Here is a 23,078-nt window from a genome sequence, read left to right as displayed (position 1 = left end):
TTCCCCTGACTTGATAGGGGATTTATTTTATTTTTACAAAATTTTCACAAATCTAAATATAGATACTTATACTAAAAATCTTACCTTTTGTTTCGTTCAGTTGTCAAACAGATTCAATTCTATTGTCAATATACAATTCTCAGCTTAGGAATTTACTTTCTCTTCAACATAAGGAATCGTCAACGGGCCGAGTGGAAGAACAGCAACTGTCATAGAATCTCCATGCTTTTCCTTTAATTCTTCTAATGTCTGTTCAATATCATGAGTTGGCTTTAGCATTGTATTAGTTATTTGTTCATCGGATAACGTTGAATAAACATAGACATCTGCCCAAACCTGAATCACCGCCTGCTTCTGCACCTGCCACTGATCAAACATTTTAAATTCTGGATTATTAATCATGTCCAGCAAATCTTGCGGACTCTCAGCCATATCAAAAATTTTTGCATAGTTTCCATGATCAGGCAGACCATCAGAACACTCTGATGCCACAATAATCGCTCCGCCTTCTTTTACAATTTTATGTGCAGCGCTCATCCCTTTTACAGCTTGATACAAGTTCTGATCCAACGGATAGCCGGAATTTGATGCAATAACAACATCAAACCGCTTATCACATCGGAACATAGCATGGTCTTTTGCATAAGCGCAGCCTTCATCGTGTGCTTGATACAGTTCACCCGCAAATACATTAGTAATTTCTTTTTCCCGGTTTAATGTAACATTTAGCATAAAGTCAGGCTTACACATCGCATTAATTTCCCGGGTCATGTCTTGAACAGGGTTATTCTCCATGTTCCCCCATGTAGAGAGAGGGTCTCCTATCATTCTTGCATTGTGGAATGTCATAATCGTTTCAATTCCCGCTATTCCTGGCATAATTCCTTTTGGTCCGCCGGAAAACCCCGCAAAAAAGTGTGGTTCAATAAAGCCGGTAACAATTCTAAAGTCAGACTCCACGTAGTCTTTATTCAGATAGACATCACAGCCAAATTTACTTTTGCCAAGGTTAACAAGTGTATTTTTATCATGACATTGGTTATTTATAATCCGTATATTATCTACAACCCAGCTTCCTAACATTTGCACAAATTCCTCTTTTGTCTGATCACGATGCGTTCCAGTCCCGTTAATAATAACAAAGTTTTCAAGTGGGACATGATTTAATTCTTCAATTAATAATGGGACAAGGATATGATTCGGTGTTGGTCTTGTTATATCACTAATAACAATAGATACTGTATCTGTTGACTTTACTGACTCTTTCAAGGGTTCACTTCCAATAGGATTTCGCAGAGCCTGTCTGATAGCTTCTTTATCATTTTCTAATTTTGGCAAATTTGTTGGTTCAATAAGCAAAGCATCTTCAGGTAAATCTAATGAAATTCCATTCTTCCCATATAATAGATCTGTTTTCATATAAAAACCTCATTTCATTTAATAGCTTGAATCCTGTAGATTCTTGAAATTTAAAAGGAAACTGTAAGTAAAAAATTAACAAACGTGCATAAAATTATTTGTTAAACAGAATTTCAGTCGTTCACTGCATGTTTTGTTTCATTTTTATTCCTTATTAACCCCAAATCTTCCCTTGTACCATCGATTCCTTTTCTCCTTTGATACTTATCCATCATAATAACACCTAAAGGACAAAGTAGCGAAGTCGTAATTGTTGATATAGAAATCTGTGCAGTTGCAATTGGTACGATACTCTGGATTGCTTCAAACTCTGCTTGTGTCATCGCTCCAGCTCCAACGGCTACAGACGCTGCTGCTGCCACAGCTGCAGGTGTTGCAGCAGCATTTCCAGCTGTAGAAGCCTCTGAAATTGGTGCAATATAACTTTTTTCTTTAAATAATTTAAATACAAGGATACCTGTACCAGCTGAACAAACAAATGTAAGAACTGCTAGAGTTAATCCTCCTGTAAGTACAGCAGGGTTGAAGAAGTTTGCTAAATCCATACCTGCACCCAGAGCAAATGCGAAAAATGGGATGGTAACAGCCTCACCCGGTTTAAGAAATTCTCTGATTTTTGGATCCAAATTTCCTAAAAGCATTCCGATTCCAATTGGTAGTAAAACAGCAATAAATGAAATCATCGGAAAGGCTGTACCTAATACGCCTAGTGCAACTAATGTCAGAAACGGCCCGTCATTGATAGCTAGAATAGAAAGACCTCCAACATCCGATCTATTCCCGAATTTTCCAGTTAAGGCAGCATACATCCCACTGTTACTATTTGTCATTCCAGCAATTAATGCCAGTGTCGATAGTCCAAATAATCCTGTAATAGGATCAAAGAAGATTCCAAATGCCATTCCTACAGCTACCCCTGCTCCATATTTAGAACCGGTAAGTAATACCCCCTTCTTCAATGCTTTCCCGCCAACCTTCAGGTTCATTTGGCTTCCAACGCAGAACAAGAATAAAGCAATCAGTACGAGTGCACTATCTTTAAATAATTCTTGTGAAAATCCGCCAATTCTTAAAAACTCATAGTAACCTTCTTCCGTTTGCGGTGCACCAAGAAATTCTAGAACTCTCATCACTGCCGGAATATGCATTTGGTCAATTGTGTTTAAAGAAGCTCCGAGCAGAAGCGGGACTACCATTAATCCTCCTGGTACTTTTTCAATCGTATCCTTAATTCTCATAAATCGCTCCCCCTTTTATATAATTAGCAGAATGGAAGTAAGACCGTACAACTTGTTCGGCACTTAATTCCAATAGTACAGATGCATTTCTGACAGATTCTTCTAAAGTCATTGGTTTATTGATAATACTATGGATGCTTACAACACCAAAATTGTGAAGCACTCCTGCATCCTCACTTACTGATCCCGCTAAAATAACTGTTGGAATTCCTTGCGTTTTTGCTCTTTGTGCCACACCCAGCGGGGTTTTTCCTGAAGCAGTCTGCCCATCTACTCTCCCTTCACCGGTAATGACTAGATCTGTTCCTGCTAAAGATTGATTTATGTTACTATAATCCAGGACAACATCAATTCCTCTTTCTAATTCACAAGGAAAGAAAGCCTGAAAAGCTCCTCCAATACCGCCCGCAGCTCCTGCACCCGGCATATCGTGCAGTTTGAATCCTGTGACTTGAGCAACTTGATCGGCCCAATGTGCAAGATTTTTATCAAGCTGCTCTATTATATCTGGTGTTGCGCCTTTCTGAGGTCCAAAAATATGAGAGGCTCCGTTCGGACCAATTAGTGGATTTTCCACATCAGAGGCAATTAAAAATTGACAACTTTTAACCCTTGAATCAAACGAACTTGTGTCTATCGAATCAATTTTGTCTAAAGCCCCACCTCCATATCCAATTTCATTCCCATCTGCATCTGAAATTTTTAATCCTAATGCTTGCAGCATACCAGCTCCTCCATCATTCGTAGCGGAACCGCCTAATCCAACTACAAAAGAAGTAAAACCATCATCAAGAGCCTGCTTAATTAACTGGCCAGTCCCATAAGTTGTTGTTTCCAAGGGTGAGAGCTCTTCATTAGAAATCAGGGTAAGCCCTGAAGCTGCTGCCATTTCAATGACACATGTTTTCTTATCTCCTAAAACACCATATTCTGCCTCAACTTTATTCCCTAATGGGTCAATGACAACCACTTTCCTTATCTCCCCCTGTGTAGCAGCCACAAGTGTTTCTAAAGTTCCTTCTCCACCATCAGCAACAGGAATCAACACTGTTTCTGCTTCTGGAAAAGCATTTTTGATTCCCTTATTTATGGAATTAGCTGCTTCGACTGCACTTAAGCTTCCTTTAAATGAGTCTGGAGCGACGATAATTTTCATTAAATCACATCCTTCAGTAAGCGTTTTCATTAATATGTAATTTAAATTATACGAATCTTGACTTAATTTGTATATGGCTATATCATACAAAAATAAAGGAAATATTCTACTCACTTTTGTATGATATAGCTTAAGGAGAATAAAATATGGATATGTTAACAAAGGAAATTGCCAATGCAATTGTCAGAGAAACTTCTTTGCGCTTAAATAGAAATGTTAATATTATGGACATTAGAGGAGAGATTATTGCCACTCGGGATAAATCAAGATTGCACACAGTTCATGAGGGGGCCGTAGAAGTATTAAAAAGCGGAGAAACACTCACTATTTATCCTGATCAGGGGGATGCATGGAAAGGATCGGAGCCAGGAATTAATCTCCCAATCGTCTTTCATGACAATATCATTGGAGTCATCGGGGTTACCGGAGATCCAGATGATATGGAAGATATTGGAGAGCTGGTAAAGATGACTACGGAGCTGATGATTGATCAGGAATTTATTACGTCGCAGCTTGAATGGAAGCAACGTACAAAAGAGATGATTATTGACCAGCTGTTAAAAAGGAGCTCATCTTACAAAACAATCCAGCAAGGACTTGATATGCTAAAAATGAAATTAGAACCTCCATTCATGGCATTTGTTATTCAATTAGATAACCTTGCCTTCCAAAAACAAGAGTTCATTCAAAAAATAGAGGATTTATTTGGTAACCGTTATGTCATAGCTGGCTTTATAAATCTTAATCAGCTATTTATTGCTGCATCGGAAATTGAAGAAGCCGAGGCATTACGAAAAGTAAAGTTGCTGCAAAAGTTATTCCATAAAAAGCGGATCAAATTTAGAATAGCCTACAGCTTAGCTTTCCATGAATTATACCAATTTCACCAGGCTTACTTTGATTGTGAGCTCGCCTTAAAAATAAGCGAACCGGCAATTGAAATTATTTCATTCAGCCAAATAGAAGTAAGAGCATTACTTTACCAGCTCGACCAAACGCTTAGACAAAGATTTTCTAAGCGGATTTTAAAACGTTTAGACGATACGCAGGCAAAGACATTAAAAGCATTTTTTGCAAATGATTTAAATATCCAAAAGACTGCCGACGCTCTATTTCTACATCGAAATACACTGCTTTACCGGATAAATAATATAGTAAGTGAAACAGGATATAATCCAAGGACTTTTAATGATAGTCTCATTTTACAGGTTGCATTATGGCTTCATGAACAAAATAAGTAACGGGAGATGAGGTCAGGATAGTTTAATACTACTAAAAAATTTTTATGCAGTATCTGGCTGTTCTTCTACTTAGTTGTGCTAAACTATTGCAACAAATGGTTTAAACATCGAATCGATATATGTTGATGATAAATGTTGAATTTCTTCTGATAACAGTTATTTTATCATTTTGTTAGGACTAATTTATGTAAACTCCATTGCACTGTTTGTTAATCAGCAACTTATAATCAACATTTTGAACTTTCTATTGCCTTATGACATGTTAGCATCTAAAAAACAGCAATGGAAAAGAAACGTCAGCTATGAAGTGATGCTATTATCGTATTTACAAGATGAAATAATACGAAAGGAGAATCTTATGTTTACAAAAGCAGCACAGATCAGCATTTTTGTGAAAGATCAGGAAGAAGCCAAAGCATTTTATACAGACAAACTAGGCTTTGTAATTTGTGATGATGTGGAGTTTTTACCAGGTTGGAGCTACCTTACTGTAGCTCCTTCTAAGAATAATGAAACCAAATTGGAATTGGTGACAGCCGACACTCCAGAAAGCATTGCATTAATCGGCAAGCAAGCCGCAAATCACATTCTGGTAATGTTTGAATCAGATGATATTGACAAGGATTACCGGGAAATGAAAGCACGAGGAGTGAAATTTCACGGAGAACCAAAATCTGTTCCCGGAGGCAGAGGAGTTGGGTTTGAGGATTTGTATGGGAATCAACTAGATTTATATCAACCCTCAAAATCATACGATTAACTCAAAACTTCTAGCTATTATGAAGCAAGAAAATCAACAACACCAAAGGGAAACCATCCGATGGTGTTGTTGATTTTCTAAAAACTTAACATCTGTCTATGCGAAGAGTTTTACATATCCATAAAACAAAGTCTTCTTCAATTTTTTTCTATTGCTTCATGATTTCTCTCCTTCAATTCCTTTCCGTATAAATAATACAGCAAAGAACCCTAAAACAGCTAAAGCCGTTATCGACCCAATCAGTCCCCAATTTATTTCCCCGTTACGAAGCACACTTACAATCATAATTCCTGCAATAACACCTAGAAACAAATAAACATATGACTTTATTATATTAAGCATCTTCATACCCCCTACTTTTTTTCACTTCATTTCCTTTATTTTTCTTAATACCTTTTAAAGCTTCTGTTTTACTGGCCTAGACAATGGTGTTTTATCAACAAACTCAAGTACAGACTGTGGATTTGTTTTGGAATATTCTCTCAGCGCCCATCCAATAGCCTTATTAATGAAAAACTCCTCTGATCCCAGACATTGATTGATATATCTAAACAGAAGATCCTCATCTGTCAGTTTTTTATATTTTAATTGAAATAAAATTGCTGTTCTTTGCAGCCATATATTTTCCGAATCTATCCATTTACCAGTGACAGCTTTTTTATTCTGCGGATGTTGCATAAAATAATGCCCAACATGTTTCGTTGCAATCCAATCTACTGTATCCCACCAGGATTTATTGATGACGAGATACTCCAATAGTTCAATGTCTTTCTCTTTGAAATGTTTTATTTTTCGATCCAGCAATTCTAAGGCGATACTTTGGTAATCTCTTTCCGGGAATTCCCAGAGCTCCTGAATGATTTCTCGAAAATGTTCTTCTTGCGGAGTGCCTTGCTTTTTAATTAATGACCTTACTAATTCTTTTCTTTGCGGAGCTCTAAGACCGTAAAACTCATATTGGTTACGCATATATCTTTTCATTTTTACAGCCTCATTACTGTCTGCATACTTCAATAATAAGTCATGAATTATTTGCGTGTATTCATAGTTCATTTATTTACACCTTTGTTTATTTGACATTTAAAATAAAAAACAGGGCTTATAATCTCATTTCTTCTCATATAAAAAGTGATTACAGGGGATTTTTTCTTATAAATCAGCATATATTTTATTTTTATCGCAGCACAGCTGTTATTAGTCGAAGTGCACAAGTAAAAGCAGGTTTTGTTCTAAACTCTCCAAATTTCTTATCCCATTCACCTGATTTAAGATCACGCTCGAGTCTTTTTACTAACTTGTCTTCCATTCCTTCAGGTAAAAATCCCCATGCTGACTGCGACAGCCGGATTTCTTTTTCTAAAAAGGCTTCAGGCCTCCCGTAAAATGCCTCTTGAAATCCATCTGCACAGTCAAAAGGAATTGGAACAGATTGAATGGTACATTCTACCCCAAGCGCTTCTGTAATGAAATCCATCGTGGGATAACGTTCTTTTTCTACTTCAATCAGCTCTGGGAAATAATATGCATTCCAAAAATTATCCAGGGCTTTCGGGTCAAAGGTCATAATTAAGATTTTCTCTCTTGTAACTCGCATTAACTCTTGCAATCCTTTACGTATATCTGGCCAATGATGAACTGTTACCATTGCCATAGCGGCATCAAAGGAATTATCATCAAATGGCAAAGAATCTGCGGTGGAATTGATAGCAGGAACCTTTTGTGCCTTTTGACGTTGAGACCGCATTACACCCGATGGTTCTACCGCTATAACATACTTGTCTTCAGGCTCATATGATCCTGCCCCTGCACCTACATTCAATACCGTTTTTGCTGAGCCAAGGGCTTCATAAACATATTTTGCAATTCTTCGGTCTGTTTGTCTATAACCCGAATATTTTTGTCCATGCTCATCATAGTTAAAAGAAGGATCTTTCATTTCCACAGTATCTCCCGCTCCTTTTATAAAGATTCTTTTGAATCGTCATTGGATCACTGCAACATAAATTACTATTACCATTCAGTATTTAACAATATTTTGAATAGTCTGGCCCATACTTTTGTTATATAAAACAGCTATGTTAGAATTTGAAATATAAAATTAACTCGACTTAAATATTCTTTCACAAGAAAAGCACGCCTATAACCTCTCCATCCACTGATGAAGACAAAGGAGGTCTCAAATAAATGAAATATGTGAATGGTTTATATGCATCACTTGTATTGATAATGTTAGTTCATTTAATCGATAGTACAATATTTGATAATAAGTATTCCAGTATAGCAATTTTTATCTCTATATTTATTTTCTTAGCTGGAACGATGTTTTTTATCAATGCAAAAAATCATAATAAATAAATACATAAAAATATCAAGAGCTAAGGAACCTTGATATAGCTGTTTTTTTACGATTAATAAGTAAACATTTTGTGGGATATTTCCTCATCTTTCTCTATGATCGTCCATTATTTTTTCCTGCTGCTTCGCATGGCTGGGAATACTTTTAACTCTCCACTCTCATTCTCAGAAAACTGCTTATACTCAGGTGTCCCGATACCGTAAAGCGCAATTTTTCCTTCTTTGTTAAAATGAATTCCCCAGCCCAGCTTCTTCGGCAAGGTAGAACTTCGTAAACAAGCTTGGGATTTTGCAAAAAAAACCTCTTCTTCCGCAGCTAGATTTTCTTTTGAAATCTCTTTATGCCTTACATGTACCTCAAAGAGCAGCTCACTCTGGCTATAGGTATAAGGATTAGCGGATAATAGTTCATATTCGATTTGCGCTTTCGTCGGCTTCTTACCACGGGCTGCAGGAATCTGTCCGGCTGTTGCCGTGCTATCCGGGGCTACGGTTATAAACGTCTGATAATAATTCAAATCCTTCTTTACCATTTGCTTGCCTCCCTGCTATTGATATTTTCTTAATCATATAGTTAAGTTAGTAAATCTTCCGTCAAAACGGAGCTTTGCATAAATTCTTATCGTATCAATTCGTATTCTGTGAAATCATCTGTCTTCAAGCCTGTCCACTGCATACTTTTGGTATATAAAGTCTTTTGAAGCTCTTCATTATACGAAATGGGTGATGTCTGCTCTGTCTTATTATCTTTAAAAAATTCTCCAGTAACACCCTCTATCTCACTGGATACAGCTAAATAAACCGGACAAGTTGCGCCCTGATCAGGATCTTTTGAGAATAACTTCATTAATGGTCTAAATAATTTTGGCGACATTCGTGTTGCCTGCGGTGTATATATAAATCCCGGATGCAGTGCATTAACAGTTATACCACTCTCTGCCAATCTTTTCCCCATATAATACGTCATCATAAGAATGGCTGTTTTTGCAGTTTTATACGCCTGCATTCCTGAATAGCTGGAAGAAGTCTGGTTTATTACATCATCCGGATTAAACTTTTTATCCTGCATGACGGACGCAATATTAATGATTCTTCCTGACCCGGATGCCTTTAATTTATCAAGCAGCAGATGACTTAATAAAAACGGAGCCAGATAATTGACGGCAAAGGTCATCTCAAAACCGTCCTCACTGACTTGATACTGACCAAATACACCGCCCGCATTGTTTATAAGAACATCTATTTTTGAATAATGCTGCTTAACCTGCTCTGCCAGCCTTCTGATATCCTGCTGTGAGGACAGATCAGCAACCAGCAAGTCCATTTCCCTGTTGCCAGTAGCATCCATTATATATTGACGTGCTTCTTCGCCTCTTTTCTCATTCCTGCACACTAAAATAATATGACAGCCTTGTTCAGCTAAAATGCGCGCTGTTGCAAATCCAATACCTGAATTAGCTCCTGTTATTAAGATAGTCTTTCCTTCCATCTGTATCCTCCTTCTTTTTTACCCTAGAGATTTAAAGCCTTTCTTAATTCCTGTGTGGTTTCTTCAGTTGTAAAAAAATCATTATTAAATTTACCAAAACTAGTTGATTCCGAAATAGAAATTGCATTTATATCGTATGTCTCAATCATCAGCATTTCCTTCTTTGGTTGACATCCTATTAATACAAAAACGAAGGAAATGATATCAAAACGATAAATAAAAATCGCAAGTTCACTTCGACCTCCTCCAAATACAGAATAATTCATTCTAGCTTGTTTATTATTTTACAATTTAAGGTACGCTTATCTATCAATAATAACAGAAAATTTAAATTTATACGATTATTTCCTTTTGAATCAAAAGCCCAGTTATGCTAATATATTCATGAATTAGATTTCTATAATTCATTTAAATTTAAAGGAGTTTTTTTATGTATTTTCAACCTCTTCTTTATAGCTAATAACTAGATGTAGATTATTTCCAAACCCAGTTCATATTTTTTTTGCATGTATGATAAGGGTTTATTTGTCTATGTCTTTTTTCTGTCTAAATAAAGAATGAGGTGGCTAAATGAATAAAAGAACATTGGCTGCAGAATATGCAAGCCATTCTGAAGCTATTTTTAAATGCCCTGTCTGTAACTCATCGATGAGGGTTTTCGAGCTGAAAAATTTAATCTGCTCAAATAATCATACCTTTGACTTTTCAAAACAAGGATATATCAACCTGATGTCCCATCCGGTGAAAAGTATGTACAACAGGAGTCTTTTCCAGGCACGGCGGAAACTGATTACAGAGGCCGGCTTTTTCGAACCGTTAATTCAAGCAATTGCTGAAATGATATATAAGCATGCTGCGATTGAAAGGGAAAGTCTTTCGTTAATTGATACGGGATGTGGTGAGGGTTCGCATCTCTTTAACATTTGCGAGAGTATTCGTTCTAAATATCAAAAAACAGTAACAGGAGTAGGGATTGATATTTCTAAAGAAGGGATTCTGGAGGCTTCTAAAAGCTATGCCAATAAGATTTGGACTGTTGGTGATCTTGCGAATACACCTTTTATGAATGAGCAATTCGATGTTATTCTGAACATCTTGTCACCATCAAATTATAATGAATTTAACAGAGTCCTAAAAGCGGATGGTTTATTAATAAAAGTTGTTCCGCAAACCAGCTACTTAAAAGAACTAAGAGAAATTATTTTCAATCAGCCTGAAAAACAATCCTATTCTAATACAGATACTGTTGTAAGATTTAATGAAAATTTTCAAATGGTGGATAATTCAAGGATAAGTTATACTCTTCTTCTTGATAAACTATCCATTCAATCGCTGGTTGAAATGACTCCCTTATCGTGGGAGGCGCCAAAGGAACAGGTTAAATCCTTCTTGGATGAAGATACAACTCAAATAACCGTTGATTTAGAAATATTAATTGGCAAAAAACGATAATATACAGTTAAAAGCCCTATAAAACAAACCTGCCCGTTTTGTTTTATAGGGTTCTCTTTATCTTGATATTAGTAATTTAGTTATTATTTTTCTCATAGATAACAGCAGCTACAAACCCAATAATCCAGGCCAGATCTACTTGAATAAATGCTAATCCTGCAGCTAAAACCAGAGCAATAATTGCAGCCTTGTTTGTTTCAGAGAATTGTCCATCCTTCTTATACAGCTCTTCCACATCAATCTTTTGTTCTATGAGAAAGTAATACTCAACAATTAAAATGGCTATTATTTTGTCAATAGTTCACCTTTTGGTTCACCAATAATACCCTTTTCAAGGTCAAATACAACATTTCCCCGTAAGATTGTTTTGGTTACACGGCAGCCGATTTTTCTTCCTTCATAGGCGCTGTGCTTGTTCTTATAGTATAAATTTTCTCTTGTTACAGTATAAGACTCATCCGGATCCAAGAAAATGATATCCGCATCCTTTGCAATTGCAATTTCACCTTTGTTTGTTAAATTGAAACGCTTAGCAGGGGTTGTTGCGATGAGTTCGACAAATCTTTCAATAGGAAGTCCGCGCTGCTTTACTGCAAGATCGAACATTAAGTCAACATTATTCTGCGCTCCGCTGATACCGCCCCATGCTTCAAAAAAATTATTGGCCTCTGTTTTTAAGTTCTGTGTACACGGTGAATGATCAGATGTTAACCAATCAATATTGCCATTTAATAATTCTTCCCATAACTTGTCATGCTCTGCTTTCTTTCTTATTGGCGGCTGACATTTTGCATATGCGCCAATCTCTTCTACATCCTCTGCAGACATTGCAAAGTAATGCGGACATGATTCTACGGTTACATCTAAACCTTCTGCGCGAGCTTTTAAAATTTCCTGTACTGCTTCAGAGGTACTAATATGGACGATATGAAGCCGGCATCCTGTTTCTTTTGCAAATAATAATGCGCGCTGTACTGCCTCAACCTCTGTAAATACTGGACGTGCATCCGGATAATCCATTGCAGAAACCTTTCCTTCACGGATGAATTCTGCCTCTAGTTTCGAAGTTATATCCGAATTTTCTGCATGAAGGCAAAGGATTTGATCTAATTCTGCCAGCTTTTTCATGCCTTTATACAAGGTGAAATCATCAACGCTTTCAAAATCACCCGGAATATCCCTGCCAACACTAGATAGAAATGCTTTAAATGCAAGAACTCCAGCCTTATCCAATTCTTCCAGATCATCTATATTTCCTGATACAAGCCCGCCATAGAAAGCATAATCAACATAGTTTTGTGTTTTAGCTGCTTCCAGCTTTAAATCAAGTGCTGCTTTATTTGTTGTAGCTGGCAATGCATTTAAAGGCATTTCCACATAGCTTGTCGTACCCCCGGCAGCTAATGCCTTTGATCCGGTTTCAAACCCTTCCCATTCCGTTCTCCCGGGCTCACTAATATGAACATGCGTGTCCACCATACCTGGCAGCACATACTGTCCGGAAGCATCTAGTATGTCTGCAGATGCTTCAGTAATTTCCTCGGCAATCACAGTAATTTTCCCGTCTTTAATACCAATTTCAATCTTTTTCGGACCATCAGCTAATACTACTTCACCATTCCGAATAATTAAATCTAACATTTTGATTCCCCCTCTTTATAAAACGAGATCAAGAGAAATTGTTACCGTTATCGTTATCGTTGTTATACTTCGAAATCTTTTCATGATATCTGACTTAAGGGCAACGGCTTTTTTTACTTTTTGGACATTGATATTATGGGATTATTAATCCTTGAATTAACAGCAGAAGCAGTATTTATCAGTCTATTTATATTGTGAAAACTTGTGAGCAGGAAGGAATATTCATATAGAAAGCGTTTATTTTCCACCATTGAAATGAGCACGTATTAAATAACAAAGCTAAATACATGTTTTTAAATAGAAAATCATTTCCCCTAATATTACAATTAGTTTGAGCCTGCTTTTCCTTCCTGCTCCTCATTATCTTTATCTTCCCCACGCAATTCCTTTAAATGCTTGAGATGCTCCGTCCCCCAGCTCCTCATAGATACTAGCAATGGTGTTAACCCGTGTCCATATTCCGTCATCGAATATTCTACTTTTGGGGGCACTTGTTGGTAGACTTCACGATGAACAATGTCATTATATTCTAACTCTCTTAATTGTGAGGTTAACATTTTTTTAGTGATTTCCGGAATAGCCCGCTGCAGCTCGCTAAAACGTAATTTTTCATTTTCCATAAGATGAAATAAAATAATCGGTTTCCATTTACCAACAATAATATCTAATGCAACTTGAAGCTCTCCACAATTTTCACCGGCAGTTAGATTCGCCATTTTTAAATTCTCCTTTATAAAGATATGCGTGAAATCCTTTTATATCAATTGGTTTCCTAAAAGAAACTAGGTTTATTTAAAGTGCCTTCTTCTCAAAAAGAAACTTTAGGTTTATTATAACTCTAGTAATCAAATTAATACAAACTTATTATTTGATTCATTTTATATAAATTTATACGGAGGGTTACAACATGACTAGAATTGGTATTATTACAGGAAGCACACGTGACGTACGTGTTAATTTACAGGTTGCAGAATGGATCAAAGATTTTGCAGATAATAGAGATGTGGATGCAACATTCGAAATTGTTGATATTAAAGAAAGTGGTCTTGGACGCTTCAATGAAGCAATTCCGCCGCTTATGACAAATAAAGAATATGCAACAGAAGAGCAAAGTACCTGGTCAAGAAAAATTGATTCGTTTGATGGCTTTATTTTTGTTACGCCTGAATATAATAAAAATTTCCCGTCAGGTCTTAAAGATCATTTAGATTATTTAGGTTCAGAATGGCATCATAAAGCAGCAGGTATCGTAAGCTACGGCTCCACTCTAGGTATCGCAGCTTCCCTTGCACTACGCACTACTTTATCAAACTTAAAAATTGCAACGGTAGAACCACAAGGTGCATTCAGCTTATTTAATGACTTTGAAAACATGGCAACTTTCAAACCAATGGAGGTTCATAAACCAAGATTTGGTGAAATGATTGATGATGTTGTTGCTTGGTCAAACGCACTTAAATCTGTTAGAAAAGAAAAAGCCTTAGTGTAAATCTTAATGTACAAATAAAAGGAGCTATCGTCAAATACACGGTTATACATTTGATGATAATAGCTCCTTTGTTTACTATATCCGCTATTAATTGTCCCCTGCTGCTTCACTGCAATAATGATGTATCTTTTGAATAAAATATAATTTCTTATTTAAGATTGCTTTTCTTCTTGTAATGCCTTCGCGCTTTTTCCCGATTCCCGCAATCTGCCATCGAACACCAACGGCGACTTTTGTTTCGGCTTGAATCAAAAAACAACCATCCGCACGGTTCTCCTTCACACTGCTTTATCCTGTCCAATTTTTCCGAAAGTAAAAGATCTATTGCTGACTGCATAATTGGCCAAAGCATATAATCAAGCTCGTGTTCTCCTTTTTGAAAGCTTAAAGCATACTTACTTTCTTTTGGAACGATTTCTGCCAAACTATACGCCTTTGTCAAATATGTATTTAAAATAGCACGATCAAGTGGATTGGTTTCTAAACCAGCAGCAATTGATCTAAATAAACGAAAAATAGCTTCCCTTAATTCGATAGCTTCTTCTAAAACCTTTGCAGCTTGATCTGGATGATGATTTGCCTTTTCAAGTAATCTCTTTTGTTGAGGACTGCTTAAAATATCTGCATATCGACTCCACTCCACTAATTTCCCATAATTTATTAACCGTTCCTTTGGGTTATCGCTGTTATGCCAGCTAACAGTATTGGCAAAATCTAAACATAAACGTTCCCCGATAAAATTCCCTGTATCTGTGCTTATCTTAGACAATTTCTGCACCCCTTTTTATAACCATTATAAATGGTATTGACAGTTATAATCAATCCTTTTATAATATAACTATCAAAATTTATTTAGAAGGTTATATTCAAACAAGATCAATTTCATATTTTAATCTAAAATCATCTGAAAACGCTTATAAAAATGCATTCTTTTGTAATCGGACTGCAATTAATAATCTTATGAAGAGTTTAATACTAATAACTATTCAGAGTATGCATTACAAATTTTATTGGAGGGATGAAGATGATTGAAGTGTTAAAAAATGCAATTAAGACGATGGTAAAGGAAACATTCGAGGGACCATCAGGTGAAGGAAGTATGTTTACTGAATCACGGCCAAACAGCGGATTCTTCGGGACCCTGGAACAGTTATCCGCAAATGAAGCTTCCATTGCAGTTAATGGTTCAACAATCGCTGCTCATGCTGATCATACGCGTTTTTATTTATGGGGAACGAATATCATTTTAAAAGATGGTAAGCAGCCAGAAATGAATTGGGGAGAAAGCTGGCAGATTAATTTAGTTGATGAGAAAAGATGGAATCAAATTCAGGAAGGATTACGTCATGAATACGTAACATTTTTGGAGAGGGTCGATGCTATTGAATGGAATGAATCACTTTCCAAAGAAGCATTGGCTTCTTTGGCCCATTCAGCATATCATCTTGGAGCTGTTCGACAAATGTTAAAAGTAATCAAGAGTTAGCTTTTTTAATCATTATGATTCATTAATTTATAACAGATATTTCCTAATCACACCATTTAATAGATTCATTTTACCTGGATATTTCCAAAGGAAAAGGGAGTCATTTAAGAACCTCTTTTTCTTTGAAAATTGTAAAGATGTCGTTTTACAATAAAATTTGATTATATTCTCTTATGTTATTCCGTGAAAGTACCAGACAGCTGATGGTTTAAAATAAATCAGTTTCGAAGTTGGTACCAGTCACTTTTTAACAAGGAAAAGGAGTAATGATCATAATATTTTCCTCTAAATAAATGCTTGTCTCTATAAATACCTTCATTCTTAAATCCGAGCCTTTCTAATAATCTAGTAGAATTGATATTTCCTAAAGCAACATATGCGGTAATTCGATTTAATGCCATATTATTAAAACCACTTTCAATTGCACTTATTAATGTCTCTTTCATATAGCCCTGTCCCCAGTATTCATACCATAAGTCATACCCTATCTCAGCTATATTGTTCGTTCTATCCCAGCAGTCATAACCACACGTGCCGATTCGTTGATGTTTGTTATCTTTTGTGACCAATACCCACCGGTTGTATCTTTTCTTTCAGGCTCTGAATTCTAATCAACGAATGCTGCCGCATCATTTTTGGTCGTAAATAATTCTTCATCATATAAAAATTCACATACTTTTTCGTTACTGAATAGCTGATAAATAAATTCAATATCCTCTTTACCTATATTTCGCAAGATCAATCTATCTGTTTTCAAATCGGGAAAATTCCTAAGTACATTCATTAAAAAACTCCTTTTGAACTTTTTATCTTAAGCAATATTAAAGTAACTGGTTGAAACATCACTTCAATTAAACAGCCCATTTGTTGCATTATTTCAAGATCGAATCTGCCAGCATTGTTGTATCAAATTTTACAAACATTATGTAATTTAATTTCAAAGCTGCATAGAGATTCCTGTTGGAGTCCGCATAATCAGGAGGAAAAATAACTTTGTAAATATCTGACTATCCAATAATATTTTGGGAATTTAATAATCCTCCTTCTTTTAAAGTTAAAGAAAACATTCATAATAAAGAAGGATTCATTATGCAGCTTGCACATCACTTAAAGGATAATTAGAATTGAATGTAGATATCAAAATTCTATTATAAAATGAGGAGTTTTTATATGAACGGAAAAGAAATCTACCAAGCTTGGATGGATGCCTGGAACAAAGACATATCTATTCTTCATAATATTACAGATGATAATTGTACAGTTCACCAAGCGAGAACAGATGGTAAAGATTCGAACAGTACAAAAGGAGTAAAAGCATTAATGGATGTTGTTGAATCTGCTAAATATTATTTTGAAAATGTACAAATGTCGCTGGTAATTCAGCCAATTGAAGAAAGGAATTATGTCTCTGCCCGCTGGAATTTTAAAGGTACTTATAATGGTAATATGGTAGAAGCAAAAGCTGAGAAAGGAACACTTGTTTCTTTTGACGGGACCGACATCTTTCGGATTGAAAATGGTAAAATCAAAGATTATTGGGTTTCTTCCGATGTTATAGAGTTTATGAATCAGCTGGAAGTATTTTAATGATATTTTTTCCTTTGCATTCACTTAAAATTTAATAATCTAATGCTAATTTGCATTTAAAAAAACAACAAATAGAACCTCCTTATAAGGTACATGTGTTTCAATACAAGGAAGCATTAGTTAACAAAAAAGCACCCATTTCAAATAGAAAAATGAGTTCAAAAAAATATCAAAGGTTTGAAACCTTTGATATTTTTTAATTTACCTATTGATGCGGTCAAGAGGATTTAAACCTCCACGGGTTATTCACCCACCAGACCCTCCATCTCGTTCGACCGTATCATATGTACCAAAACCGTTAATACTGTACTTTAATTTATTCTCATTACTTCATTTATCTTATCTTCAAACTGATTTAGTCAACAAAACGGCAACAATAAACAAAACCAAATATTTTTTGAATAAACATAATTATCATGCAGATTTTAATTTTCATCTTTTTAACTTAGGATACTTCTTATTTTCGCTTACTTTGCCAACAGTGATTTTATATTGCTTTAATTCATCTGTTCAACTCATAAGTGTGTCACTGTCAAAATCGGTGGCTACCTTCTTAAAAAATACGCCCTTGATATCATCTTCCAATTTCCTTTCAAAAGTTAATGAATAAGAGTTGTTACTTTCCGTTTTATGTAAATATGCATATTTCCCTTGCTCATTAGATTAATTATAGTGTTTCAATTGTTACGAAGATAAAAAAATGTAAATCTAATATAAGGCATTTTACTGATTAAGAAATTTTTAAAAGGTCCATAAATAATTACTTTCCAGTATGAATCTTCTATATGCATAGTAACTCTAACTGAGTGAAAGTATGTTTATTAATAAATGCTTTTAGGCTAAGAAATATATCACGATTATTTTCACTTTTTTTTATATGAATTTGATTTGCTTCAAACTGTTTGCTTAATTTATGTATTTCAGAAATCGTATATTCTAATTCTGATTTGTTAGAGTTTTCTTCTTCATTTACTTGAAGAGGACTACCTCAAAAAGAGTCTCCATCCCTTTTGATAATTGTGCCGTTTTTTGAAATAGATTAGATGTAAATGACTCTGTATCAGCCATTACTAATATTTTGTCCATCACACGTTGCCCTCTACTCATTATTTATCACTATAACAAACTTCTATTTTATTTAAAATAATTTAAACATTGTACTTGCAAAGTTCATTTAAATTGTATAAAATCTAACGTACGATAGTTAGTTTTTAGTTAAAGGAATTGTTATAAAGATGGTAATATACTTTATATAAAATAATTATACATTTTTTATCACTAAAATCTAACGACCGTTAGTTAGTTAGTTAGTTAGTTAAAATATAAAAAAGGGGAGCTTATTATGGCTTGGTTGTATTTGATTATTGGTGGAATTTTTGAAGTTGGTTGGGCGCTTGGACTTGGCTTTTCAGAAGGTTTTACTAGAATAGAAATTGTTATCCCGACAATTATATTATTAATTCTTAGTTGGTGGTTCTTCGCTAAAACATTAAAAATACTGCCTGTTTCAACAGCGTATGCAGTATTCACTGGTTTAGGCGCTTTTGGCACAGCTCTAGTGGGGATGACACTTTTAGGAGACTCAGTGAGTTTAACTAAAATTTTGCTGGTTGTTCTTTTAATCAGCTGTATTATTGGTCTTAAACTAATTTCAGATGAACCCGAAGAAGAGGAAAATACAGGAGGTATGGTGTAATATGTACTGGTTATTTTTAATATTAGCTGGATTTTTTGAAGTTGGAGGTATTATTAATCTAAAATTAACGGAAGGTTTTTCAAAATTAAAACCTACCATCTTTTTTATTTTATTTATGTGTTTAAGTTTTTTCTTTCTTTCGGTTTCATTAATCGAAATACCTATTAGTATAGGTTATGGTATATGGACAGGCATAGGTGCATCAGGAAGTGTTTTACTGGGAATGTTTTTATTTAAAGAACCAAAAAATGCGAAAAAGCTTGTTTTAGTTGCGGGAATTATTTTTTGTATAGTAAGCTTAAAATTAATAACTTGATGAACGTTATCAAAATGAGGTGAAAAATTCATTGAAAAAAGGGGAAGAAACAAAAAAAAAGATATTAGAACAAGGTTTAGGCTTGTTTTCCTCCTATGGTTATGAGGAGACATCTCTTAAAGATATAGCCAAAAATGTAAAAATTAAACCTCCTTCTATTTATGCTTATTTTGAAAGTAAACAAGCTCTTTTCGAACAAATTGTAAATTTTGTGATTGAAGATTATTTAAGTTTTATCAAAGAACAATCCTATGTTATTAAAGATTTTCCATTGAAAAAAAAATTATATTATATTTTAGTTGAGCTGAATAAATACTATTATATGAATGAGAAAGGTCTCTTTCTAAAAAGATATGGAATTTACCCTCCGGAAAATTTCAAAGATCTTATAACAGCTAAAAACAAAGAAGTAGAACAAGCAATTCGAAACCTTGTTTTTTCTATCTTAAGAAATGATAAAACGGATAACTTAATAGACGAAGAAGCAGTAGTGACTTCATTTACCACTTTATTGGACGGTATGCTTTTCTATATGATGAGTTCTTCTTATGAAGGTTATGAACATAGATTAAACACCATATGGTCTGTTTTTTGGAACGGTATTCATGCTAATGCAAAGGAAAATAAATAATTCAAGAAAGGAAATATAACTAAGATGAAAAGTAACCAGATTTTCGTTGAGAGCGAATTTGCCCCGCTAAAAAGAGTAGTTTTAGCACAATCACAATTTTCTTTACCAGCTAGAATCAATAAGGAAACAGAGCAATTTTTGACTGAAGACTCGGTAAAAGCATTAGAAGGTGCTGAGGGGAAAGATATTGCAGATGCTTTCCCAGCTTTACAAAATAAGTGGGAAGCCGAAAAAGAAAATTTTGAGAAAATACTTCAAAAATATAAAGTCGAAATTTTGCGTCCTAGACTGCTTACCAAAGAAGAAAAAGTAGAAGGTAAGGAAGATGGCTACAGTAATTTCTTTGCAAGAGATCCTTTCTTTGTTATTGGACAAATGATTATTGAGGGAAGTATGAAACTTGGTCATAGAAAAAAAGAAGTAATGCCTATAAGACATATTCTGGAACAAGAATCTGAAAAAAATAAGTGCCTTTATCTGTCAGTACCGCAAGCAGATCGATCAAGTGATTTTTTTAATATGAAAGGTCCTTTTCTTGAAGGCGGGGATGTATTAGTTCTAAACAAAGAAATTTTCGTTGGTACATCAGGACTTGCTTCTAATCATGAAGGCATATTTTGGTTAAGAAATTTCTTATCAAATTTTGGATACACGGTTACCGAAGTACCGCTTCACCCTAATATATTGCATTTAGACTGTGCTTTAAGCTTAGTCAAAGATGGATTAATGATCGTTTGTGAAGAAGCATTTCTTAAAGGTGTTCCTGAAATTCTAAAAAATTGGGATAAAATATCTGTTTCTTTGGAGGATGCGCAAAAATTAATAACAAATGGTTTACCTATAAATGAAGATGTATACGTAACGGACATGGAATTTCAATCCATTGGTGAGCAATTAACCAAAAAAGGCGTAATGGTCGAGTATACTGATTACCGTATTTCCAGAGGTTTTGGCGGTTCTTTCCGCTGTACAACCCAACCTTTATTACGGTTCAATGAGTAAATTTAGATTTATACTAAAACATTTACGTTTTACAGTTATCTAAAAAACTAAATAATTATTTTATCAACATATTCTACACTTCTTAATTTTTCGAGAAGTGTTTTTTATTGTTTGAATTCTTTCTCTACCCCAACCTATATTTTAGAGCCCATAAAATGAGTGCATAAAAAAATATCAAAGGTTTGAAACCTTTGATATTTTTTATTATACCTATTAATGCGGTCAAGAGGATTTGAACCTCCACGGGTTATTCACCCACCAGGCCCTCAACCTGGCGCGTCTGCCATTCCGCCATGACCGCATAGAATATAAATGGTGCGGATGAAGGGAGTCGAACCCCCACGTCCTTAACGGACACTGGAGCCTGATTCCAGCGCGTCTGCCAATTCCGCCACATCCGCAAAAAATAAAATGGTGAGCCATGAAGGATTCGAACCTTCGACCCTCTGATTAAAAGTCAGATGCTCTACCGACTGAGCTAATGGCTCCTATGTTAAATGGAGTATTGCTTTATTTAGTGCTTCTCATTTTGGCGGACCCCTGCATCTGCAAGCCCTCGCTTTGAAGCATATACTTCGGGGTTACTCGAAGCTTATTCGGTGGAAGCTTTGCTCGTTGCTCTACCGACTGAACTAATGGCTCCTAAATAAAATACTGCTTTTGAAATAAAAAAATACTATTAACGTGAATAGTATTAGCATGTACTCCTTCTAAAAATAAAAATGGCTGGGCCACTAGGATTCGAACCTAGGGTACACGGGATCAAAACCCGATGCCTTACCGCTTGGCTATGGCCCAACTATAATGGCGGTCCGGACGGGACTCGAACCCGCGACCTCCTGCGTGACAGGCAGGCATTCTAACCAACTGAACTACCGGACCAACTATTTATTTTAATTTTTTAGAAAGATGACCCGTACGGGATTCGAACCCGTGTTACCGCCGTGAAAGGGCGGTGTCTTAACCGCTTGACCAACGGGCCATTATGAAAATTTAAATGGCGGAGAAGGAGGGATTTGAACCCTCGCGCCGCTTACACGACCTACACCCTTAGCAGGGGCGCCTCTTCAGCCACTTGAGTACTTCTCCATTAAAGGCTCCACAGGTAGGATTCGAACCTACGACCGATCGGTTAACAGCCGATTGCTCTACCACTGAGCTACTGTGGAATGTAAAAGTATACAGTCACTTGCTATGTAATATCTTAATTACGCAACAACAAGAAATATCATACAATATATCCTGTTTTTTGTCAACAAAAACTTTAAAAGTTTTTCTTTGCCTAGAAAGTTAACCAAAACTCTGTGCAATTCGACAATGTCTGAAGACAGGTTATTCTCAAGAAAGAAGACTGTCATTTCGTATCAGCTTCATTAATTTATCATGGAAAATATTATTCGTCAATACTTATTTCAAAAAAATTTAAACCAGCTTTAATTTCCCTCTGCATTTGCCGCATCGATACCTGGACACATCCACTTTTCTTACTCTTTTATAAACAGCTTTACATTTTTGACACTCATATATATAGCGGTAACGTTTCTGTTCAGAAGGCAGTTGTTTACAGTGACGGGGAGAACCTGTTTTTGCAAGCAATTCTCTGAAATCCCTATCGCGGTGCCCATAGCCCTTTCCTTCAATATGCAGATGATAATGACAAAGTTCATGTTTAATAATACCGTAAAGTTCTTCCTTTTCAAATTCCAAGACATATTTAGGATTTAATTCAATGATCCGTCTGCTCGGAATATATCTTCCACCAGTAGTCCGTAAACGGGCATTAAACTGGACTTTATCAATGAACGGCTTATTAAAATAAGTCTCTGACAACTGGTTTACCAGCTCATACAATTCCTTATCTGAAATGGGACTCATCATATATTTCATCTCCTGAAAAATAAAATCACACTTTATTCTGCAGAATTTTTCTCTGCCTTATCGCAAATTCAAAAACTTACTTCCTATATATCATTGATTATACCCTTTTAGCAGTCTCCCCTAAAAAGCGAGCCTGCTCACTCATTAATAAACAGAAATATTTTTAAGAACATCTATTCTATTATAATATGATTTATATCAAAATTCAATTCTCATTTAGTTTATCTAATTGAGAATAAATA

Annotated in this window: 25 protein-coding genes and 8 tRNA genes; 10 read left to right on the top strand and 23 right to left on the bottom strand. The window is 35.4% G+C overall.

Going from position 1 to position 23,078, the window contains the following annotated elements; genetic code table 11:
* Positions 1–144 precede the first annotated feature (144 nt).
* From larA to MKY30_RS11995, 3 genes are all read right to left on the bottom strand, one after another.
* Positions 145–1,419, bottom strand: coding sequence for a nickel-dependent lactate racemase (gene larA / locus MKY30_RS12005; RefSeq protein WP_341084026.1), 1,275 nt, complete (start codon positions 1,417–1,419; stop codon positions 145–147).
* Between the two features lie 113 nt (positions 1,420–1,532).
* On the bottom strand, positions 1,533–2,657 hold the full coding sequence (locus tag MKY30_RS12000) for a 2-keto-3-deoxygluconate permease (protein WP_341084024.1): 1,125 nt from the start codon (positions 2,655–2,657) through the stop codon (positions 1,533–1,535).
* On the bottom strand, positions 2,647–3,813 hold the full coding sequence (locus MKY30_RS11995; RefSeq protein ID WP_341084023.1) for a glycerate kinase: 1,167 nt from the start codon (positions 3,811–3,813) through the stop codon (positions 2,647–2,649). The genes MKY30_RS12000 and MKY30_RS11995 overlap by 11 nt, the downstream gene beginning before the upstream one ends.
* A gap of 146 nt (positions 3,814–3,959) precedes the next feature.
* Between MKY30_RS11995 and MKY30_RS11990 the strand changes: the two genes are divergently transcribed.
* Positions 3,960–5,054: a CdaR family transcriptional regulator gene (locus tag MKY30_RS11990; protein ID WP_341084022.1), complete on the top strand. Its 1,095-nt coding sequence runs from the start codon at positions 3,960–3,962 to the stop codon at positions 5,052–5,054.
* Positions 5,055–5,412: 358 nt separating this feature from the next.
* The gene (locus MKY30_RS11985) at positions 5,413–5,814 is read left to right on the top strand and encodes a VOC family protein (RefSeq protein ID WP_341084021.1); all 402 of its coding nucleotides are present in this window, start codon (positions 5,413–5,415) and stop codon (positions 5,812–5,814) included.
* A 156-nt stretch (positions 5,815–5,970) separates the two neighbouring features.
* Here the strand turns inward: MKY30_RS11985 and MKY30_RS11980 are convergent, their stop codons facing one another.
* From MKY30_RS11980 to MKY30_RS11960, 5 genes are all read right to left on the bottom strand, one after another.
* Positions 5,971–6,156, bottom strand: a complete 186-nt coding sequence (locus MKY30_RS11980) for a hypothetical protein (RefSeq protein WP_341084020.1) — start codon at positions 6,154–6,156, stop codon at positions 5,971–5,973.
* Positions 6,157–6,210: 54 nt separating this feature from the next.
* The gene (locus MKY30_RS11975) at positions 6,211–6,867 is read right to left on the bottom strand and encodes a DNA alkylation repair protein (RefSeq protein WP_341084018.1); all 657 of its coding nucleotides are present in this window, start codon (positions 6,865–6,867) and stop codon (positions 6,211–6,213) included.
* A 121-nt stretch (positions 6,868–6,988) separates the two neighbouring features.
* Positions 6,989–7,750: a class I SAM-dependent methyltransferase gene (locus MKY30_RS11970; RefSeq protein ID WP_341085625.1), complete on the bottom strand. Its 762-nt coding sequence runs from the start codon at positions 7,748–7,750 to the stop codon at positions 6,989–6,991.
* Positions 7,751–8,276: 526 nt separating this feature from the next.
* Entirely contained in the window at positions 8,277–8,702 is a 426-nt protein-coding gene (locus MKY30_RS11965) for a DUF6157 family protein (protein WP_341084017.1), read from the bottom strand.
* Positions 8,703–8,788: 86 nt separating this feature from the next.
* Positions 8,789–9,658, bottom strand: coding sequence for an SDR family oxidoreductase (locus tag MKY30_RS11960; protein ID WP_341084016.1), 870 nt, complete (start codon positions 9,656–9,658; stop codon positions 8,789–8,791).
* Between the two features lie 570 nt (positions 9,659–10,228).
* On the opposite strand from MKY30_RS11960, the gene MKY30_RS11955 reads away from it, so the two are divergent.
* Entirely contained in the window at positions 10,229–11,110 is an 882-nt protein-coding gene (locus MKY30_RS11955; protein WP_147211122.1) for a putative RNA methyltransferase, read from the top strand.
* Positions 11,111–11,186: 76 nt separating this feature from the next.
* Here the strand turns inward: MKY30_RS11955 and MKY30_RS11950 are convergent, their stop codons facing one another.
* From MKY30_RS11950 to MKY30_RS11940, 3 genes are all read right to left on the bottom strand, one after another.
* Complete coding sequence (locus tag MKY30_RS11950) at positions 11,187–11,345, bottom strand: hypothetical protein (protein ID WP_156985633.1); 159 nt, start codon at positions 11,343–11,345, stop codon at positions 11,187–11,189.
* 50 nt (positions 11,346–11,395) lie between these two features.
* A complete protein-coding gene (allB, locus tag MKY30_RS11945) occupies positions 11,396–12,751 on the bottom strand; it encodes an allantoinase AllB (protein ID WP_341084015.1) in 1,356 nt (451 codons plus the stop codon).
* A 326-nt stretch (positions 12,752–13,077) separates the two neighbouring features.
* Positions 13,078–13,467: a winged helix-turn-helix transcriptional regulator gene (locus tag MKY30_RS11940; RefSeq protein ID WP_147211124.1), complete on the bottom strand. Its 390-nt coding sequence runs from the start codon at positions 13,465–13,467 to the stop codon at positions 13,078–13,080.
* Positions 13,468–13,658: 191 nt separating this feature from the next.
* Here MKY30_RS11940 and MKY30_RS11935 point away from each other — a divergent pair, with 191 nt between their 5' ends.
* On the top strand, positions 13,659–14,240 hold the full coding sequence (locus tag MKY30_RS11935) for an NADPH-dependent FMN reductase (protein WP_147211125.1): 582 nt from the start codon (positions 13,659–13,661) through the stop codon (positions 14,238–14,240).
* A gap of 148 nt (positions 14,241–14,388) precedes the next feature.
* Here the strand turns inward: MKY30_RS11935 and MKY30_RS11930 are convergent, their stop codons facing one another.
* Positions 14,389–15,009, bottom strand: coding sequence for a CGNR zinc finger domain-containing protein (locus tag MKY30_RS11930; protein ID WP_341084014.1), 621 nt, complete (start codon positions 15,007–15,009; stop codon positions 14,389–14,391).
* Between the two features lie 255 nt (positions 15,010–15,264).
* Here MKY30_RS11930 and MKY30_RS11925 point away from each other — a divergent pair, with 255 nt between their 5' ends.
* The gene (locus tag MKY30_RS11925) at positions 15,265–15,726 is read left to right on the top strand and encodes a hypothetical protein (RefSeq protein ID WP_147211127.1); all 462 of its coding nucleotides are present in this window, start codon (positions 15,265–15,267) and stop codon (positions 15,724–15,726) included.
* A gap of 218 nt (positions 15,727–15,944) precedes the next feature.
* Here MKY30_RS11925 and MKY30_RS11920 read toward each other — a convergent pair whose 3' ends face one another.
* Together MKY30_RS11920 and MKY30_RS11915 are read right to left on the bottom strand one after the other, a co-directional pair.
* Positions 15,945–16,295 (bottom strand): GNAT family N-acetyltransferase, encoded by a 351-nt coding sequence (locus MKY30_RS11920; protein WP_341084013.1) that lies wholly within the window; start codon positions 16,293–16,295, stop codon positions 15,945–15,947.
* A 38-nt stretch (positions 16,296–16,333) separates the two neighbouring features.
* Entirely contained in the window at positions 16,334–16,510 is a 177-nt protein-coding gene (locus tag MKY30_RS11915; RefSeq protein ID WP_341084012.1) for a hypothetical protein, read from the bottom strand.
* Positions 16,511–16,896: 386 nt separating this feature from the next.
* Between MKY30_RS11915 and MKY30_RS11910 the strand changes: the two genes are divergently transcribed.
* The 5 genes from MKY30_RS11910 to MKY30_RS11890 all read left to right on the top strand — a co-directional run bounded on the left by MKY30_RS11910 (position 16,897) and on the right by MKY30_RS11890 (position 20,958).
* Positions 16,897–17,313 carry an ester cyclase gene (locus MKY30_RS11910; RefSeq protein WP_147211128.1) on the top strand — a complete coding sequence of 139 codons (417 nt, stop codon included), beginning with the start codon at positions 16,897–16,899 and terminating at the stop codon, positions 17,311–17,313.
* Between the two features lie 1,342 nt (positions 17,314–18,655).
* Complete coding sequence (locus MKY30_RS11905) at positions 18,656–19,009, top strand: SMR family transporter (RefSeq protein WP_156985635.1); 354 nt, start codon at positions 18,656–18,658, stop codon at positions 19,007–19,009.
* A 1-nt stretch (position 19,010) separates the two neighbouring features.
* Positions 19,011–19,325: an SMR family transporter gene (locus MKY30_RS11900; protein ID WP_156985636.1), complete on the top strand. Its 315-nt coding sequence runs from the start codon at positions 19,011–19,013 to the stop codon at positions 19,323–19,325.
* A gap of 31 nt (positions 19,326–19,356) precedes the next feature.
* Entirely contained in the window at positions 19,357–19,956 is a 600-nt protein-coding gene (locus tag MKY30_RS11895; protein WP_198048589.1) for a TetR family transcriptional regulator, read from the top strand.
* Positions 19,957–19,980: 24 nt separating this feature from the next.
* A complete protein-coding gene (locus tag MKY30_RS11890; protein ID WP_156985638.1) occupies positions 19,981–20,958 on the top strand; it encodes an arginine deiminase family protein in 978 nt (325 codons plus the stop codon).
* Positions 20,959–21,175: 217 nt separating this feature from the next.
* Here the strand turns inward: MKY30_RS11890 and MKY30_RS11885 are convergent.
* From MKY30_RS11885 to MKY30_RS11845, 9 genes are all read right to left on the bottom strand, one after another.
* A tRNA-Leu gene (locus tag MKY30_RS11885) sits at positions 21,176–21,259 on the bottom strand.
* A 12-nt stretch (positions 21,260–21,271) separates the two neighbouring features.
* A tRNA-Leu gene (locus MKY30_RS11880) sits at positions 21,272–21,359 on the bottom strand.
* A gap of 11 nt (positions 21,360–21,370) precedes the next feature.
* Positions 21,371–21,446, bottom strand: a tRNA-Lys gene (locus MKY30_RS11875).
* Positions 21,447–21,681: 235 nt separating this feature from the next.
* A tRNA-Gln gene (locus tag MKY30_RS11870) sits at positions 21,682–21,756 on the bottom strand.
* A 7-nt stretch (positions 21,757–21,763) separates the two neighbouring features.
* Positions 21,764–21,840, bottom strand: a tRNA-Asp gene (locus MKY30_RS11865).
* A gap of 28 nt (positions 21,841–21,868) precedes the next feature.
* Positions 21,869–21,940: transfer RNA gene (locus tag MKY30_RS11860), tRNA-Glu, on the bottom strand.
* 16 nt (positions 21,941–21,956) lie between these two features.
* Positions 21,957–22,047 (bottom strand) — tRNA-Ser (locus MKY30_RS11855).
* Positions 22,048–22,055: 8 nt separating this feature from the next.
* A tRNA-Asn gene (locus MKY30_RS11850) sits at positions 22,056–22,127 on the bottom strand.
* Positions 22,128–22,380: 253 nt separating this feature from the next.
* Positions 22,381–22,833 (bottom strand): SprT family protein, encoded by a 453-nt coding sequence (locus MKY30_RS11845; RefSeq protein WP_147211281.1) that lies wholly within the window; start codon positions 22,831–22,833, stop codon positions 22,381–22,383.
* Positions 22,834–23,078 lie beyond the last annotated feature (245 nt).

This window comes from Oceanobacillus sp. FSL W8-0428, assembly GCF_038004405.1.
Classification (GTDB): Bacteria; Bacillota; Bacilli; order Bacillales; family Amphibacillaceae; genus Oceanobacillus; species Oceanobacillus sojae.
This window is presented reverse-complemented; position numbering and strand designations above follow the sequence as displayed.